Consider the following 18549-nt stretch of genomic DNA (forward strand, 5'->3'; position numbering starts at 1 on the left):
AGGACTATGGCACAAAGTGCCACGCTACGCGCTTGCTGTATTGGCTCCCCAATTTCAAATCTAAAATTTCAAATCTAAAATTGTTTCGGTCAGAATAGATTTGACATATTGACGTTAATCATCGCGTTGCTTCTATGCTGACGATTGCTTCCTCCATTCCGGGGTTAAAGAAACCTTCACAATCTGCCGTTTTAAGACCACGATTTATGGCGGTCAACTTATATTTCAACCTTTAACAAAGAGGTAATTTATGACCCCAAAACAACGCTTAATTGTTGGTATAAGTGGTGCATCCGGCATTATTTATGGGATTAGACTATTAGAGGTGCTTAGGAGAGTCAGTATAGAAAGTCATTTAGTTGTATCAAAGTCAGCGGAGATCACCCGTGATTTTGAAACAGATATGACAGCTCAAGAGCTACGCAGCCTAGCTGATGTGACCTATTCAATTTCCGATATTAGCGCGGCGATATCGAGCGGCTCATTCAAAACAATGGGAATGGTAATAATTCCGTGTTCAATTCGCACCCTATCAGAAATTTCCAATGGTATTACCAGTAATCTCCTAAGCCGCGCTGCTGATGTTGTACTTAAAGAGCGTCGTCGTCTCGTGTTGGTGGTTCGTGAAACTCCACTCCATGCAGGTCATCTCAAAAACATGCTAGCAGTCACAGAAAGCGGAGCCATTATCGCACCACCAGTACCAGCATTTTATAATTGTCCCAAAACGCTGGATGACATCATTAATCATACAGTTGGTAGAGTACTTGACCTATTTGACATTGAGGCGGGATGTGTTCAACGCTGGGGCGAACACAGTACCACTTTTACTGATAATTTTCACTCATTTGGAGCATTAAGCGATGAAACACTTGAAGAGTCTCCGAGAATACATTGATGTTTTAAAGGAAATTGGTGAGGTTCAAGAAATTGATCAAGAGGTAGACTGGAACCTGGAAATTGGCGCAATTACTCGTCGGTCTTACGACTTAAAGGCTCCGGCTCCGTTGTTCAATAACATTAAAGGGATCGAAAAGGGCTTTCGGGTACTTGGCGCACCCGGAGGTGTAAGTCGCCAACCGGGTCTTTACCTTTCGCGTATAGCTATATCTCTGGGCTTAGACCCCTATGCAAGTGGACAGGAGATTATTGAAAAGCTGGCGCAAGCACGCTTGAAAACCCTTATTCCACCGAAGTTAGTTCAGACTGGTTCATGCAAAGAAAATATTCTTCTCGGCAACCAAGTAGATTTACTTAGATTCCCTGCTCCAATAATTCATGCAGGGGACGGTGGTCGCTACATCAATACAATCGGGACAATTGTTGCACAAACGCCCGACAAGAAGTGGACTAATTGGTCTATTGCCCGGATGATGATCTTAGACAAGAACAGGATGGCCGGCATTGTTGCTCCAGCCCAGCATTTAGGCAAGATCCATGCAATGTGGAAAGAGTTGGATAAACCAATGCCCTTTGCGCTGGCATTAGGAGTAGAGCCTGCTATTCCCTTTGTTTCAGGAATGCCAGTACCTGACTTTGTGGATGAGTCGGGTTTTATTGGGGCATACCTGGATGAAGCGCTTGAGGTTGTGCGATGTGAAACAGTGGATCTTGAGGTTCCAGCTACAGCAGAGATAGTTATTGAAGGGTTGCTCTCGCATACAGAGACAGCACCTGAAGGACCGATGGGAGAATATGCTGGATACATTTGGCAGGGGCTGAGTTCTAATAAACCAGTTTACCACGTGAGTGCAATAACCTATCGTAACGATCCCATCCTGCCTGTTGTGGTTGCAGGAGAGCCGGTCGAGGAAGACCATACAGCTTGGGGTTTACCTGCAGCGGCAGAAGTGCTACACGAACTGCGCCAGCACAATCTTCCAGTCACAATGTGCTACACCCCGCTTGAAACCGCTGTGCATTGGCTGGTAGTTACAATGGACATGGAGTGGCGGGAGAAGACAAATCTGAATGCTGATCAGCTAATTCAGGAAATTGGCAAGATCATCTTCAAGTCTCACGTTGGGTATGGGATACCGAAAGTGTTGGTGATGGAAAATGACATCGATCCGACAAACACTGCCGAGGTAGTGTGGGCGTTTGCGACACGATGCCATCCCGGCACTGGCGAAGTGCATTTTCCTATGGAAAGTATGCTTAACCTCCCTGTGTTCCTGCGTACAGATGAAAAGAAGGTTTTCATGAGTACCAAAGCCATTTACAACTGCTTGAGCCAGGATAGCTGGACATCCGAGCATAGACCGAGGCGAACTTCGTTCCGCGAGGGGTGGCCTAAGGAAATACAGGAAAGGGTTTTAAATAACTGGCATGCTTACGGCTATCAATAGACCTCTTGCATAAATACTTAAAATGTCATGTTGATCGGAGCGAAACATCTCGCGAGATTCTTCACTGCACTACGTTTCGTACCCTGCGGGAAGCCCTTCGGGGAAGACCTTCGGTCTCGCTGCGCTAACGGGGGTTCGCAATCGACGCTCACCGCCAAGACTGCGACCCCCTCACCGCAAAGCGTCTACAGAATGACATCCCCAACTTTTGGACTTTTGCAAGAGGTCTATTAAAGGGTTGAGCCAAATATTTCTGAGCGTGGCATTGGCAGCAGCGAAGAAATACGGAGTCTCACTATAAGATTGCTATATACGACTAGTATTTGATTTTTGCAAAACCAAATGACCTAAGAGCTACCGTACAACGGTTTAGTTCTCGGTATACCTAGCAAGAATCAAGTATGACTCCTATAGAGCCAATGTAAGAAAAATGCTTAGAGATAGTTACTGATAGCAACTATTTCACATCTGTTAACAGCCAAGCGACAAACTACGGAGTTTAACTTGATTAGTGGCTCTCACTAGGGGGCTGCACAAATGCCCAACGCTCCACGAATATGCCGTCGGCTAACCTCCAAATCACCACGCCTGTAAATACGATCTTTTTCCCAGTCTCGCTGTCCGTTCCACGCCATGTATTGCACACCCACACTTTGTCATTCTCCGCAACAATATCCTCAATAGTGACGTGGAGATCGGGATACTTCTTGTAAGTGCCGGCCATAAACTGTTTCGCTCCAACACGTCCCCCTGGCAACCCAGCCGGCTGCTCATGGTCATGAAAATCTACCGCAAAGTTCTTTTCCGCAATCTCCAGATTTTTTTGGTTCACAAACTGCTCGAAATGGTTTATTACGAATTCCTTATTCTGTTGCGTCGTCATGTTTGTATATCCTAGATATTTTCGCAGTTTTTGATCCCTATTTTTTCAGACTTTGTGAGAAATCCGGGTTTAAGCAGTCGCCATTTCAAAAATTATGGGAGTTAGTGCTTGCGCCACTTCAGTGCGAAAATCTCCTGCCAGTTCACCCGCTAAGGTCAAAACTGACACAAGATTTCCACCATTGCGCTCAATACGGCTGAGTGCAGCATTTTCAGTTCGCTCACTCATACCTCCACACGCATCAACTACTACGAAAGTGCGATACCCCATATCTACCCCACTAAGTGCGGGAAGTTGAACAGCTAATTCTGTTGCAACTCCTGAGATTAGAATTGTCTGACGTCCCGAAGCTTTGATAGCTCCCACTATTTCCTCATTCAACATAGAGTCAGCAGTTGTTCTATAAATAACTGGTAAGTTGCCCAGAACCTGTGCAATTTCGGGCATAATCTTTGCTGAACCTTCCGCATCAGCCACAGCAGTAATGATGACTGGCAGATCAAGAATTTTCGCGATCTTAGCGAGTCCAGTTACCCCTTTTTTTAATCTATTAGAAGGAATAGTTTTAGATAGTTCAGCAATTCCCTCCTGTAAATCAGCAAATAGGATAACCACATCTTTTGGATATATTTTTGTCTTGTTCATGAGTGATTCCTTTCAAGTTGATTAATAGGTTACTATTTGAGTTTGGAGATGATTTTTGCTCGCAAAGGAAAAAGTGCGATTTGACCACAATAAAATGCTAGCAAAGCAAATGCAAAAAGAATACAAACAACAGGTAGCGCGCTGCTCGTGTGAAATATGCTGATTATTGCACTTCCTAAAGCCCCTATGAATATTTGAATTGCTCCGAAAAGACCTGCTGCTGAACCTGCAATTTCAGAAAAACGAGACATAGCACAGGCAGCAGCAGCCGGAATAACAATACCCATTCCAACTGTGTACATTATCATAGGTATCAACATTTGCCAAGCAGATGACAAAAAGATTGACGGTAAAAACAACAATACTGACGAAATAAGAGACAGTAACAGACCTGAGTAGACAATTCTATAATTTGTCAGGTATCTTGATAAAAAAGAGGTAGATATCGTGCCTGTCAGGTACCCTGCACCGACAAAAACTGATAGAGTGCCATAGTTATCAGCATTTACATGAAAAAAGTCAGAAAAAACAAAAGGAGCAGCAGAATTCCAGGCAAAATTACCTGCTGTAAGACACCCTGCACACAACGTCGCAAAAATATATTCTTTATCGGCAATTAAAATCTTATAACGTTGAAAAATTACCTTGATATGTGTACTTCTAGAGTTCCGCTGCTGAATAGTTTCTGGTAATAGAAAATTAACGGTTAAACCAAGCATAACTGCTACAATTACCAAAGCAAGAAATATAACACGCCAACCCCAAAAAGTATCTATATAACCGCCCATAAATGGACCTAGCATAGGCGATAAAGCTACCGCTGCTGTAACTATAGCTAAAGACGATGTTAACTTAGAACCTTCGTACATATCGCGGATAATTGCTTTTCCCAGTGAAGGACCCGCGCTTGCGCCGATACCTTGTACTAATCGTCCAATGATCAATATATTTATGTCATAAGCTAAAGCACACAGAATGCTTCCCTGTGTATATACAATTATTCCGGCTAGAATTGGTGATTTTCTACCGAATCGATCAGACAAAGATCCATACACTAATTGGGATAGAGCAAAAATAAAAAGGAATGCAGTAACTGTAAATTGTGTAGCTGAAGGGTCGCAATTCAGGGATTTTGTTATGACAGGTAAAGAAAGTAAATATACCGATACGGAAATTGACCCCAACGCAGTTATACAAGTTATCAGAAAAACCACTAAATAATTTACTATAATTTTTCTCATACTTCATCCTTTAATGAAGATAATGTAGCATTATCAGAGCATCTACAAACTCTTTCTGAGTATTTGTAGCTCTAGTACGAAAAGGGTTAAGTACTGAAGCTGCTACACCAGCACCGAATAAGGTGGCAGTTTGAAGAAAGCGACGACCATAAGATATATAACGCATAAATTTTACATATTATGGATTACCTAGTGAGAGTTAGACAAAAAATAAAGCTAAAACTATTAACCTTGATATTCAAAACTGTATACAAAATAAAATAAGAATACAATGGTTTAATTTTTGCAGCAAGTTTGCATTTTTTAGGTTTTACTTATCTAGGGGTTTTAAATGATAAAGTATTGCTTTTTAGCAATATAGCCATTTATACAGAAGTTGTAAACTTCCTGGTTAAGGCGAGAAATTTAGCTCGACTTTATCCATTTAGGCGGCATAGCCCAAAGTATCGGTCAAACGTTCCAACAAAGCACGAGGGATTTTTACCATCTCAGTAGGTGAGTCTGACATCGAAAAAGTACAAGGCCAGAAATACTGAGTCAATAGGGTTTGAGATGCGCTTACCCTGGAGATAGTGTCTAAATTAGATATGCACAAATTAGAAAATAAAAAATGTAAACTTAATCCGAAAAAACAACCCTTGCCGTCATATTTTTCATTTCATAAAATTTGTGAAGTAGAGAGAATATCAATTTAAGATGAAGCTCTACAGAATAGAGCTTTAAGAATGAAATTCAGTAGACCGAAAACATTATATGAAACAAGCACATTTTTATGATGTTTCTCAAAGCCTTACTGTATAACGGTTCTAAAATGTGCAAGTTAAGAGCCTCCGACTAGCGGCTTATGCCACTGGTATTCGCTCCTGAAAAATATAAAACCCCTATTCACATGGGATTTGATCGTTTGGGCTTCCTTGGAAGGTTTCTATTAGTTTGCGATCACTAATTCCCTTTTTTCTTATTTTTCGGTATGTAAGGCGATCGCCTGTTAAAAGCCAGTTATAGATAGGCATTGGCATTTTTCGGAGATGCCTAATACGTATATATCTGATTAGAGGTACTAGTTATGGGTAATTGCGGTCAAAACAAAACTTATAAACTGAATCAGCTCAGAAAACAGCACAGAAAGGTTCTGTGGACTGTTTTGCTAATTAACAGTGTGATGTTCGTCGTGGAATTGGGTACAGGTATCAACTCTAATTCCCTTTTACTAACAGGAGATTCGCTTGATATGTTGGGTGATGCTCTGGTTTATGGCAGTATTTTGTATGTCCTCAACAAAGGAAGTGAAGCTCAGGCAAGACCTGCCTTGTTAAAGGGGGTGATTATGTTCCTATCAGCTGTGACTGTGTTTGCTAGAGCCTGCTACCAGATACAAGCTGAAACAACACCAGAAGTTAGGGCTATGAGTACTATAGGGTTCATAGCTTTGCTTGCCAATCTGCTTTGTCTATACTTGCTAAATACACACAGAAACGATAATCTCAATATGTCTTCAGTATGGCTTTGTTCTCGTAATGACATCATCGCTAACACTTTTCTTCTTGGGGCAGCAGGATTGGTATTTCTAACAGGCTCATTGTTACCAGATTTGATTGTCGGACTCCTGCTCACCGTCTTGTTTGCTAAATCAGCCGGAAAAGTCCTCTTTCAATCTTGGGAAATTTTAAATATGTAATGATATTAACCAAAGTTGCTAGTTATGCATCATTAAAAAAATCTCTGTGATAATGATAATCACACAAAGAGGTGGGGGGAGAGTCAAGCGACGCTCGACTCTCTCTCCAATAGTTTTAATAATTGTCGAAAAACTACAATAAAATACTATGATTCCCAATCAAGAAAACTCTTAACAAGCACATTTTAGAACCGTTATACAGTAAGGTTTTGAGAAACATTATAAAAATGTGCTTGTTTCATATTTTGCGGGAGCGTTAATCGCGCCCGTGGGAGGCTCAGATCTTGCACCAACATCTTATTGGGAAAATCAAAGCTTAAAAGGCTCATGATGTCGTTTGTTGGACACTGCCATCTACCCCTTATTGAGAAGGAGCAAGATCTCAGAAAAGAACAATTGGGATAAATATAGCGGATATCAACTGGGTGAGGTACAGTAACCCGGATTTTTCACAACAATTCTTAAAACCTTATAAAACCTAGATTCAGGCGTTTAGGGGTGGAGGCAAATTTTCAACCCACATTCCGCACCCCAACTGTCACAATCAGGAAATTACTGAGAGAAAAAAGCAAAATAAGCATAAAAATAGACATCTGAATCAAAAAAAGACATTTGAGCAGCCATGAATCAGCAAAAATAGCATCAAAACCTATTATCAATAAGAAGCAATAAGAACTGATGGCAGATAAATTCGGATGAGATAAGGTAGGTTTCAACGTCAAAAATGTCCGAAACATAATCTGGGTAAAGGTTATGATGAATGCGCGGACTTGTGAGAAATACGGGTGTAAGTGAGGGAAGATAATTACACTGGCAACAAGAGTAGCAAGCGCAACTACTATGACTCCTGAAGACTCCCAACGATAGTCAAATAAAGCCCTTTTACCAAGTAATACACGGTTAACTTTATGCTTCTGGGCTAGAGTTTATCTATTAGCTTTTGTTATCAATTTATTTTTTCAAAAAAAATCAGACCTTGGTTTAATTAACTGTATTAAACCAAGGTCTGATTTTGAGTCTGTCACCCTCTAAGTAAGTCGGCGTCAAATTTTTTTCAAAATGGCTGTAATTACCGTGCCCGGATCCGTTTCGATCACCAGAATTTCTGTACCATGCTTAACAACAACACCGCTTGTTCCTAACTGAGTACCAGCTGTAGGTCCAGCAAATTTGAACGTTATAGTGCAGTCTTGTTCTAAATTATAAGTACCTGATGCATTCAGCACCTCAATTTGACCGTTGGCACTATAAGTCTGCTTCGTGCTAAAGTTTCCTTTACCGTCAAGGTTATACACACCAGTTGCAGCAAAAGGTCCAGCAGGTTGTACTGCCGCACCCTCAAGAAGAGTTCCCGTCGTTTGAATTCCAAAGCTACCTGCTACAGTCGCATTTGTACATTTTGAGTCAGTATTTGAGTCAGCATGTGCTGCTGGAGCATTGCTTAGTCCAACGCTCAAAAGAAGGCTAGCACTAAATATAACAGCGAAAAGATTTTTCATAAGTTTCAGTAATTTCCAATTTTGTAGGATATTTAAAGTGGGTCTGATTGTTGAGATTAGTTGGTGGTTGATATAGGTGTGACGATTTCAAAGTATGCATATCCAATGCGAATGAAATCGACAATAGCTCCTAGCGCTTCACTATGAAATACGATAGGAATATTTTGTTGTTGAAGAAAATTTTGAACTTGCTCATAGGTAACTCCCGGAAGAGCTTCCAATCCGGTATATAATAAGCTTGGTCCATGAATATTGTAGTAGTCCGAGAAGAAGGTTGGCTCGTCTCCATAAACATAGAAGATCTCAAAGTAACCTGGTGCAGTTAGGTAATCCTGAGATAAGAGGATATCTGCTTTCAATTGAACAGGCTTGCCACAATAAGTGGCTGATGAGTTGACGGTGTTTACTGGCGTCCAAGAATTAAAGCCAGCATTCTCAAATGCTTTCTGTTGGTAAGAAAAGTCATCCTGGTTAACTGTTATGACGGCAGTGTGAGTGATTTTTTGTTGTAATACTAAATTGCTTGGAAGTGAAGGAAATACATCCTGACGTTGCCCTTTCTTAAAATTATGAACAATGCAGTTATTTGTATTGTTCTGTTGATTGTCTTGTGCTTGGGAATATGTATTGAAGGTGATTAACAAACTGACAACAATAGCAAAAACAGCGAAAAAGCGAAAAAATTTCATGAACTTCATAAAACTTTGATTATCTATTTGATAGTATTGATTTCACATTCATACAGTCAGACATCTAGTATTTCCGCACGGTAATTTTTCTTTACGCACGATGCGAAACTTGACAGCAACAAATCTAACAAATGAGGCTTTCCGCTCACAAGGGTTAATTTTTCGTTTGCAAGGTTAGATTTTTTCTTCAGCTCGACTTTATCCAAAATTGAGAATTCGGTTTTCTTTATCCGGCAAAAACCTTGGCTTTTTGGCAAATACTTTTTACACGTCACAGATTCTCGATGAAGTTCAAAAAGTAAAACTACCATCCTACAGAGGTTTCAGCGATAGCGATCCCAGTGTCAAAAAAATGGATAAAGTCGAGTTCAGAGGATGTCTGAGAAGTCAAAAATGTCATGCTGTTCGCGTAGCGTGCCTGAAGGGCATACATAGCGGTAGCGTAGTGAAGCATCTCAAAATTATTTGAATTGATTGACCCAATCGTTGTAACTGACCTCATCCCCCGTCTGTTGCCACAGACGGTAGTTTTTGAAGGCTTCATCAATCAAGTTAACAAACGCTTCGCCAATAGCTTGGTTGTGAAGATCAGGAAGTTCATTTAGTTTCTTGAAGTGATGGCGTAGATGAGCCAAACATTTCTGTTGGTCAGTAACTGCATAGCTGTTGTAAACACGCTCATTCATCGCGCTCTGTGTACCCCTGTATACTCAGTCCCTAAAATGGCTTCTAACTCGGCGCGAGAGCGTGTATCTGCCGCTTGAAACAAACAGAACTGAGGATGAGCAATTACCCACAACCATTCTTTTAACCCTTTAACCGGCCAGGGCGTTTCATCCACATGAATATTTGGTTGGTCCTGAGGATGAGCAATTACCCACAACCATTCTTTTAACCCTTTAACCGGCCAGGGCGTTTCATCCATATGAATATTCGGTTAGTCCTGCTGTACCCAGTCACTCAATTGGGAAATACTTGTAGGACTTACGCAAGCGTCACAATATAAGGTCAACTGGCACATATATTTCAAATTGAGGTAAATGCTCGTAAACATCGATTTATAAACGTTCTAGCCAAATTATACCCGTGTGACAGTTGTCAGAAAGCTTTACGCAAAGTGTTTCTTCAGAGTTTACAAAATTGGTATTACTTACTGGGGCGGATGTCCAATCCATGAACACCAAGGTCTAGGCGCTGGAGCGCTCCTTTCCCGTCTTCTGTTTTTATGCCGCCGGTCACAAATAGTTGGTCGAGGTTCTGACCGGCAAAAGCAACGTTGCTATTGGTGAGGTTGCCAGTCGAGTACTGACGGATCACTTTACCGCCTGGATTGAGAACCTCTACTTGACCCATGCCATAGTGAGCTATGTAAAGGTTACCCATCGCATCTAGGGCCATCCCGTCAGGCTTGTTGTCGATTTGCTCTCCCTGTTTAACAGGCAGAGTAGCAAACACTTTTTGCGATCCTACCTTTCCCGGTGATAGCACGTCGTAGACTAAAACTCGGTTTTTATTACTCTCGCCAACAAAGAGGCGTTTGTGGTCCTGAGTAAGGACAAGCCCATTAGAAAAGGCAAATCCGGTAGCGACAGAGTTAATTTTTCCAGAAGAATTCACGTAGTAGACCGAGCCATTGGCGACATTGGGGTTTGCGCTGCCGGAGTCGGTGAAGTAAAAACCTGTATTAGAATCGATGGTGATGTCGTTGGGATACAGCAAGGGTTTGCCGTTAAATTCCTTTGCTATCACTTTTAGGTTCTTGCCATTGGAATCTAGTTGTAAAACCGAGTTTTGGGCAGCAACGATATGAGTGCCGTCGGGCATAATTTTATGACCGTTGGCACCTGGGACTTTAGCCCAAATGCGAGAACGGCGATCATTAGCATTTAAAACTGTAATTGTCCCGGCTTTTGTTTGGGAGAAGTAGACGTTGCCCTGACGGTCTATGACAACTCCTTCGCTGTATTTGTCACTTTGCAAAACCTGTGTCGGTGAAACCAAATACGCGGGCGGCAGCAATGCCTCCTCAGAAGAGGTAGCAGCTACAACCTTATCAGCTTGCTGCGACGTTTGTACAGACGAGGTAGATGTGGTGTCCCGCGTAGTCTGATTACAAGAAACTAGCAGCAGGAGTTGTGTACAGCTAAAAATGAACAAACAAAAGTTCCGCATAATATAAAAACCGCTGTTCGTAGTCGTCTAATTAATAAACACATACATAAATGCCTCTTCGCTCTGTGGTTACAATGTTATAACAGAGCCTTTAAGTAAGTAAGTATTAATACTTATAACTGGTTTCTAGTTGTGCACAGAGCGCTCCTTACGCAACTACGAACGGAATTTGAATATTTTATCTTTCACTATATAGTTACGTTTTCTGTTATTAACCGACTTATTGCACTTGATTGATTATTTTAAAAGGTTATACTTGTCCGTAGAGTACCTGTGTAAATTGTGCCGTTACTTTCTTGATTGGCCGGATTAGTAATTATTTGTACTACAGGTGTAATCCGAATGTTATCGTTAATTGGGAAATTGTAGAATGCTTCAAAGTTCGTCTGTGTAGCGTTACCCACCACAGTCTCTATAAAAGGCTGACCTACAGCGATACCGGCTAAAGCACCTGGCTTGAACAGGTCTCGGAATGCAAACCCAGCCATCCAATATTTGGGGTTGATGTTACCAAAAACCGTGTTACTGTAGCTGCCATATCCGTAACGGCCAAAGATAGCCAGTTGTTGCGAGAGCGCTAGTTCAAAGTTTGCCCCGAAGACATCAAATCGACCATCGAATAAATTGCCGCCACTGTACTGGAGGCGTAGAGCGAAGGCTTTAGAGGGTGCATACTCCAGCTCAACCGTAGTCTGATTAGGATTTCCGAACAAGCCATTTTTACCATCCCCTTTAGGATATAACAGGTTGACTAGAGGCGATACACTAGCACGAGAACTCTGGTTATTGGGGATGGGATTTGCCCCGTCCCCAGCTACATAAACTGCCCGCACCGTAAACGCCCCCGACCCAGGTTTCCACTCGATAAACGCCCCAGATCCCAAATTCAAGACAGGAAAGAGGATATAGTTATTCGTTAATGCCAAAGTTGAGAAGTCATAATGACCATAGTTGGCATAGCTATTTGTGTCAACGAAATCTGGGGCGGTAATCGTTGGACCGAGGGTTACTTTGAAGTCCTTAAATGGCTTAAAGCTGTAGTACAGCCGAGTAAGTAGAAACTTGTCGTCGATGGCTGAGCGATAAGAGAAGTCCAGGACACTACCAAAGTTGGGCTCCAAGTAACCAGAGGCGTTATCCTCAGATCGAGCGCTGCCTGTCTCCAACCGGACTAGTAGGAAATCTGTCCCACTAAAGCTGGTGTTCAAATTTAGGGAAGCTCGATAGGCAATGGTGGCATTTGGTTGTTTATTGGCAATTTCTGCACCTTTTGGATCAATGATGCGCTCGCCGCTAAAGCTTCCTCCAGTCACAGCAGTGACTACTAGACCTGTAAGCTTAGTGGTGGTGGAGAACTGATTGGCTTCGATCTCTGCCGTATGAGCTTCCAGAGTATCTACACGACCCCGCAAACTTGCCAGTTCTGCCGCAAACTCTTGCTGGAGTCGTTGTAACGTTAGCAAGTCTTCGCGGGATACCTGGTGGGTCTTAAACCCAGTTGCAATGAGCTCATTCACTCGCTCAAGCGCTGCATTGATTCCGGCAGCAAACTCATAACGAGTCATAGCCCGATTACCCCGGTAAGTTCCATTAGGGTAGGCTGCAACAACTCCATAACGCTCGATTAAAGATTGGAGAGCTTGGAAAGTCCAGTCAGTAGACTGTACATCTGAAAGCTGATTCACTGACGTAACTTGGTTTAAAGTATCTGTCGGGAGGATCTGCTTTTGAGGAACAGTTTTCGTTCCAACTTGAGCTAAAAGAGGAGAAATTGCTGGAATAGGTCCGTGTACTCTAAATTCGCTACCTTTAACCTCAAAAACAGTAGGGCTTGCAGCAAACATATTTTCATCTGTAACAACTGCCTTAAAACTATTAGCAACAGACGTTGATGTTTCAGCCACTGCGGAAGCATTCTGTAAAATTAGAGAAAGAATACTAATACTCCCAGCAAGGGATGAATAAATCTTTCTCATTGCTTGTAAACTAAAGGTGTTCGCTTTCAACTGACGGAATTTCACTTCTATGTTTTTAGTTAGGGACATGAGACCACCTAACGAATTATAGACTTTTCCTCTTTTTCTAAAGAACTAATCCAACTATTGTAAAAACCAGGTTTTTTTAGTTGGATAAACGGAATGTTTGTTTGTCCAAGTACAAAACTTGGATTTGTACCTTGATATCACGTCTTATTAATTACTTATAAGTAAAAGATAGGTTCGTAGTTGTGCTGTTTTTGATGTTAATAATATTTGAACAAATACAGTAGAACTACATGCTTTTTTATAAGTGTTTTACCAGACGTGAACTGAAATGCAACTTTTTATTAGCTTTTGTCTCCTAGTATACATAAAATTAATGGCGAGTTTGTCGGCGACTATATTTTCCAAACGTGATATCTTGTGCAAGAATTGTTTTCATGCTACGTTCTGCCAAAGCTGCAATAGTGAATGAAGGATTTGTACACGCTGTAGAGCCAGGGATAAAAGCACTATCAACGACATATAGTCCTTCATAACCAAACACCCGACCATATTCATCGCAAACTTTCCCGATGACAGCTCCTCCTAAGGGATGGGCACAGATACTGGCATCAACTTCAGTTTTAGGTGTGGTGCTAGAAGTAGCAATTCTACTATCAAGGGTGTTGTAAGTATTCTGTGCTGCCGATAAGTTACTTTGATTTTCAGATGTAGGCCAGTGTAGTGTGACAGCATCTGTAGATTGATCGTAGGTGAAGAACCCATTAGGTTTTGGCAAACCTAATGTCAGACACCGTTGTTGTCCTGAACCATCAGTCCAATCTTGAAGATTCATTAGAGAAATCGGATTTTGAGTGTTGCTGAAGTTTTCAACAACGGCACCTGAAGGTCCTCCTAGATCAATTACGCCATTTGGTAAATTTGAACGCTGAGCAACCATATCTCCATTATTACCCCAATATTTGCCAACACTGGGACTTAATCTAGGTAATGTACCTTTTGCTTTAGCCTTAACCAAAAGCTTACTAGTGCCTATGGAACCGGCGGCTAAAAACAAATAGCGACAAGTAAAAGTTTTTGAGCGAATAACTTCTCCTTTTTCATTGATCTCATTAGATAAAACCTGGTAACCATGTCTCGATAATTCACTAATTTCCGTTACTACATGTAGAGGGAGAATTTCTACATATCCGGTTCGTTCTGCTTGGGGTAAATAATTGTGATCTACGCTATTTTTAGCTCCGCTATTAATTCCAAACCAAACTTCTGCAAGAATAGTGGAAGCAACCTTTTGCCCACTGAGTTCTTGACGAACTATATCCCAATTTACAGCCAAGTCTAATAAACGAGTAGGTAAGCCTGCTTTAGTTCCGTTCTCAAGTAACAGCCGTACTGTATCATAATACTTTGTTGATAGTATGTCTTGTGGAATTGGCGTTGCTCCCAACATTGAGCGAACAAGAGGATAGTAAATTTGGTCCATTTCTTCATAGCTGACGCTAGAAGGAAAAACCCTATAAAATAAATTTCGAGGAGGTTGATAAGTAATAGCGTTATAAACTAGCGAACCTCCTCCAACACCAGCACCAGTTAAAACAGTAATTCCATCTTCATCTAACCTCTCAAAAATTCCCGGATATATGTCTACAGAATCCCCAAATGCAGTTTTTGGACTTAGCCAAGCAGCTCGACCATCAGGTTTACGAAAAGTAGCAAAAGTATTTCCGTCAGGTTGAATATCCCAACGACGACCGCGTTCTAGTACTACTGTATGGATACCAGCTTGTGCTAGACGCAAAGCTGCAACAGCGCCACCAAAACCGCTACCAATGATCAGAGCATCTACAGACTCATTCTGGGTATTTGTAGCCCTAGTACGAAGAGGATTAATTATTGAAGCACTTAAACCAGCAGTGAGTAAGGCAGCAGTTTGAAGAAAGCGACGGCGGCAATAAGACATATGAGGCATAAATTCTCCAGAGTATGAATTATTAGTTGACTTGTTCTAAATCGCTTGAAAAAATTAGCTATTTTTTCAAAAGTTAAAGTAAAAATCCAGTTAACGCCAGATTCAGTTTCATTTATCTGTTTTACAATTCTGACGTTAAAACTATTAGCTTCATCCTGCAAAGAAACCTTTGCAAACATTTTAAAATGAATCATTTAGAATTCCTATCTTTCAACCATTTTTTGATCCCACACACTCCCTAATGAAATGTGTACAGATTGCATACCTGCATTCTCCCCGGTTTTATTCTTTTCGCATTGGCCGCATTCAGGCGTCGTTCCGCCCAAAGCGATGGGCAAAACAACCTGAAAGCGAGTCTTTCCCGGTTCGGAACACAAGCGGATATCGCCTTTATGCTTCTCAACAATCCGGTAAGTAATGACCAGACCTAAGCCGGTTCCTTCCCCTACTCCCTTTGTAGTAAAAAACGGCTCGAAGATGCGCTGTTGAATTTCTGGCGGAATCCCTGGACCGTTGTCAGTAATTTCTACCAGTACACAGCTATTCTCGCCTTCTGTGCGAATCCAGATTTGTCCCTGTCCACCCATTGCACCGATGGCATTGTCAATCAGGTTGGTCCACACTTGGTTGAGTTCGCTACCATAGGCAAAGATCGGTGGCAAGCTCCGATCATAATCGCGGGTTATAGTTATACCACTACCTTTTAGCTTGTGACCCAGAATTGTCAGCGTACTTTCGAGTCCCCGGTGTACATCCACCTCCTGCATCGGAGCCTGATCCATATACGAGTACTCTTTGATTGCTTTGACCAGTTCGGAGATGCGCCCTGAGCTTTGGTCGATTTCGTCCAACAACTCAACCCCTGTTAGCGCGGCTTCAAACCAAGTCAACACTTCGCCAAGCGATTCAGTGGGTATATGCTCCACCAGAGTATTGAGCCATTGAGTGTTCAGTCCTGCCCGGACTAGGGTAGAGGCGATTTTCCATCCATCAGCCACGTCATGTAAATCTAACCAGGCTGTAATTTCTTGTTCCTGGTCACTCTGCGTTAGAGGGTCTAGCAGGGATAATGTTGCTGTTTGGGCAATTGTGTCGTGCAGCAATTTGTCAAGAAACAACAGTTGCTCTTTTGTGATCTGCTTTTGATTGAGCTTGAGTGCGAGGGATGGCAACTGTTGAAAGATGTCGTGCAAGTACGTCGCACTTCGACTAACCGCTGTAGCTGGGTTGTTCAACTCGTGGGCAAGGCCAGCTGCTAAGGTGCCGAGTGCTATTAGCTTTCCGTGATGCTGTGACATTGACTCCAGGATTTGCACTCGCTGTGCTGTCATAATGAGAAAGTCACGTGTAATCGAAGGACAGATTGTGAGCATTTGCCAGAAAGTATCTACGTTCCATTTCAACATATAGCTTGCTTTTAGGGCACGCACGTTGACAAGATGGTGAGGTTTGTCTAACAAGATCAATTCATGACCCGTATATGTTCCAGGTCCAAAGGTCATCACTTGCCTTTCCGCATTGCCTACCTTTTTTGTAAACTCAATCTCACCTTCTATCAGCACATAGAAATTGTCTACCGCTTCTCCCTCAATGGCTATGTATTCTCCTGGAATGAGCCATAATTGGTGGCTGCGTTCCGACAACCATTGCAATTGCTGATCTGTTAATTGTGCAAAGAGTGGCACCTGGCGCAAAGCGTCCAACATAATCACACCTTACTAAGATATTGATGAATGAATTGAACAGCGATCGCACCCTCTCCAACCCCTGAAGCGACTCGCTTTACCGATCCGCAACGCACATCTCCAGCCACGAAGATACCTGGTACACTAGATTCAAGCAGGAAGGGTTGGCGATCCAACTTCCATGCCTTTGAGCATCGTTCATTACCCATCAAGTTCGGTCCAGTTAGGATAAACCCTTGTTCGTCTCTTTCCACAACGTTAGTCAGCCAATCAGTGTGTGGTTTCGCGCCGATGAAGATGAACAGCAACTTTGTGGGAACAGTTTGCTTTTCGCCGATTGTAGCATCGGCGATAGTAATCGCCTCCAAATGGGTTTCACCATGAACTTGGACAATGTTGGAGTGAAACCGCACTGTAATATTGTCTGTTGCTAAGATTTGATCTATTAAGTACTTTGACATGCTTGTAGTCAGTGAGTCGCCGCGCACGAGTATAGTCACATTACGAGCATACTTAGAGATGTGTACCGCCGCCTGTCCGGCTGAGTTAGCCGCGCCAACGATATAAACATCTTCATTCATGCAAGAGAGAACTTCGGATGTTGCTGCGCCGTAGTAAACACCTGCCCCGGTCAGTTTGTCAATGTCGGGTACATTAAGCTTGCGATACGAGACGCCAGTTGCAATCAGTAGCGAGTGACAACTTAATTCTGTCCCGTCCGCTAGCTTAACGATGCGATATGAGTCTTGCAAGCGAATGTCACTGACTTCTTGTGGCGTCAGAATCTCTACGCCGAATCGTTTGGCTTGAGTGACGGCGCGCCGAGCCAGGTCTGCTCCAGTCAGTCCATTTGGAAACCCTAAATAGTTCTCAATACGAGAACTCGTCCCTGCTTGCCCTCCTGGAGCCTCTTTTTCAATCAATACCGTGCGTAAACCTTCAGACGCGGCATAGACGGCTGCTGCCAAACCAGCCGGGCCAGCGCCCACAATGACTACGTCGTAAAACGGCATTTCAGCACGCGTCTTTAACCCGACTTTCTCAGCAATCTGGACGCATGTTGGTTGTGTAATGTACGAACCATCAGGGTATATTACTAGTGGTAGGTGTGCAGGATTACATTGGGTATAAAGAATCCATTCGTGCGCCTCATCCTCTGTCTCCATATCCAGCCACTGATAAGGCACATGGTTGCGGGCCAAGAAGTCCTTGATTTGATGCGACTTGGGCGACCAACGCGAACCAATAAGACGAACCCCTTCAAAGGCTGGACGGTATGACGAGACCCAATCATCTAGCAAATCGTTAAGAACAGGGTATAGGAGTTCTTGTGGGGGTTCCCACGGTTTCAAGAGATAGTAATCAATCTTTGCTGTATTGATAGCATAGACAGCAGCATCGGTGTCTGCATAAGCTGTTAGCAAAACCCGTTTTGCTGACGGGAAAATTTGCATAGCTTTTTCGAGGAACTGCACGCCTGTCATCTGTGGCATCCGTTGATCTACCAGAAACAGCGCAGGCATCTCGTTACGTAGTTTTAACTGTTGCAGCACATTTAAGGCTTTTGCACCTGAGTCTGCTCGCAGTACCCGAAAGCGGTTACCGTACTCCTGTCGGAGATCGCGTTCTATGACTCGTAGAACTCCAGGGTCATCGTCAACTGTAAGTAGTATAGGATTAACCACAATCGCTCCTTATTTTATTTTTAATGTAATAAATAATACAAAAAAGCTAATTTTCACACATGATTCCGTAGCG

Annotated in this window: 15 protein-coding genes and 1 pseudogene; 3 read left to right on the top strand and 13 right to left on the bottom strand. The window is 42.5% G+C overall.

Annotated features, from left to right (window positions below):
* Positions 1-250: 250 nt before the first annotated feature.
* Both AC5JM2_RS11860 and AC5JM2_RS11865 read left to right on the top strand, forming a co-directional pair.
* Positions 251-898: a UbiX family flavin prenyltransferase gene (locus AC5JM2_RS11860; protein WP_495835079.1), complete on the top strand. Its 648-nt coding sequence runs from the start codon at positions 251-253 to the stop codon at positions 896-898.
* Positions 864-2348, top strand: a complete 1485-nt coding sequence (locus AC5JM2_RS11865; RefSeq protein WP_495835080.1) for a UbiD family decarboxylase — start codon at positions 864-866, stop codon at positions 2346-2348. The genes AC5JM2_RS11860 and AC5JM2_RS11865 overlap by 35 nt, the downstream gene beginning before the upstream one ends.
* Before the next feature lie 508 nt (positions 2349-2856).
* Here AC5JM2_RS11865 and AC5JM2_RS11870 read toward each other — a convergent pair.
* The 4 genes from AC5JM2_RS11870 to AC5JM2_RS11885 form a co-directional block, all read right to left on the bottom strand.
* Positions 2857-3231, bottom strand: a complete 375-nt coding sequence (locus tag AC5JM2_RS11870) for an ester cyclase (protein WP_495835081.1) — start codon at positions 3229-3231, stop codon at positions 2857-2859.
* Between the two features lie 69 nt (positions 3232-3300).
* Positions 3301-3876 (bottom strand): isochorismatase family protein, encoded by a 576-nt coding sequence (locus AC5JM2_RS11875; RefSeq protein WP_495835082.1) that lies wholly within the window; start codon positions 3874-3876, stop codon positions 3301-3303.
* A 32-nt stretch (positions 3877-3908) separates the two neighbouring features.
* Positions 3909-5117 carry a multidrug effflux MFS transporter gene (locus AC5JM2_RS11880; RefSeq protein WP_495835083.1) on the bottom strand — a complete coding sequence of 403 codons (1209 nt, stop codon included), beginning with the start codon at positions 5115-5117 and terminating at the stop codon, positions 3909-3911.
* A 10-nt stretch (positions 5118-5127) separates the two neighbouring features.
* Positions 5128-5283, bottom strand: a complete 156-nt coding sequence (locus AC5JM2_RS11885; protein ID WP_495835084.1) for a hypothetical protein — start codon at positions 5281-5283, stop codon at positions 5128-5130.
* Positions 5284-6183: 900 nt separating this feature from the next.
* Between AC5JM2_RS11885 and AC5JM2_RS11890 the strand changes: the two genes are divergently transcribed.
* Complete coding sequence (locus AC5JM2_RS11890) at positions 6184-6795, top strand: cation efflux transmembrane domain-containing protein (protein WP_495835085.1); 612 nt, start codon at positions 6184-6186, stop codon at positions 6793-6795.
* Positions 6796-7838: 1043 nt separating this feature from the next.
* Here AC5JM2_RS11890 and AC5JM2_RS11895 read toward each other — a convergent pair.
* The 9 genes and pseudogenes from AC5JM2_RS11895 to AC5JM2_RS11935 all read right to left on the bottom strand — a co-directional run bounded on the left by AC5JM2_RS11895 (position 7839) and on the right by AC5JM2_RS11935 (position 18476).
* A complete protein-coding gene (locus AC5JM2_RS11895; RefSeq protein WP_495835086.1) occupies positions 7839-8294 on the bottom strand; it encodes a hypothetical protein in 456 nt (151 codons plus the stop codon).
* Between the two features lie 56 nt (positions 8295-8350).
* On the bottom strand, positions 8351-8992 hold the full coding sequence (locus AC5JM2_RS11900; RefSeq protein ID WP_495835087.1) for a hypothetical protein: 642 nt from the start codon (positions 8990-8992) through the stop codon (positions 8351-8353).
* A gap of 295 nt (positions 8993-9287) precedes the next feature.
* Entirely contained in the window at positions 9288-9437 is a 150-nt protein-coding gene (locus AC5JM2_RS11905; RefSeq protein ID WP_495835088.1) for a hypothetical protein, read from the bottom strand.
* Between the two features lie 10 nt (positions 9438-9447).
* Positions 9448-9845 (bottom strand): annotated as a pseudogene (locus tag AC5JM2_RS11910) (IS66 family transposase); the annotation flags it as partial.
* A 284-nt stretch (positions 9846-10129) separates the two neighbouring features.
* Entirely contained in the window at positions 10130-11155 is a 1026-nt protein-coding gene (locus AC5JM2_RS11915; protein WP_495835089.1) for an SMP-30/gluconolactonase/LRE family protein, read from the bottom strand.
* Between the two features lie 242 nt (positions 11156-11397).
* On the bottom strand, positions 11398-13200 hold the full coding sequence (locus AC5JM2_RS11920; protein ID WP_495835090.1) for an iron uptake porin: 1803 nt from the start codon (positions 13198-13200) through the stop codon (positions 11398-11400).
* Between the two features lie 310 nt (positions 13201-13510).
* Positions 13511-15106: a GMC oxidoreductase gene (locus AC5JM2_RS11925; protein WP_495835091.1), complete on the bottom strand. Its 1596-nt coding sequence runs from the start codon at positions 15104-15106 to the stop codon at positions 13511-13513.
* Positions 15107-15309: 203 nt separating this feature from the next.
* On the bottom strand, positions 15310-16812 hold the full coding sequence (locus AC5JM2_RS11930; RefSeq protein WP_495835092.1) for an ATP-binding protein: 1503 nt from the start codon (positions 16810-16812) through the stop codon (positions 15310-15312).
* 2 nt (positions 16813-16814) lie between these two features.
* Positions 16815-18476, bottom strand: coding sequence for an FAD-dependent oxidoreductase (locus AC5JM2_RS11935; RefSeq protein WP_495835093.1), 1662 nt, complete (start codon positions 18474-18476; stop codon positions 16815-16817).
* Positions 18477-18549 lie beyond the last annotated feature (73 nt).

It is taken from the genome of Brasilonema angustatum (assembly GCF_059505445.1).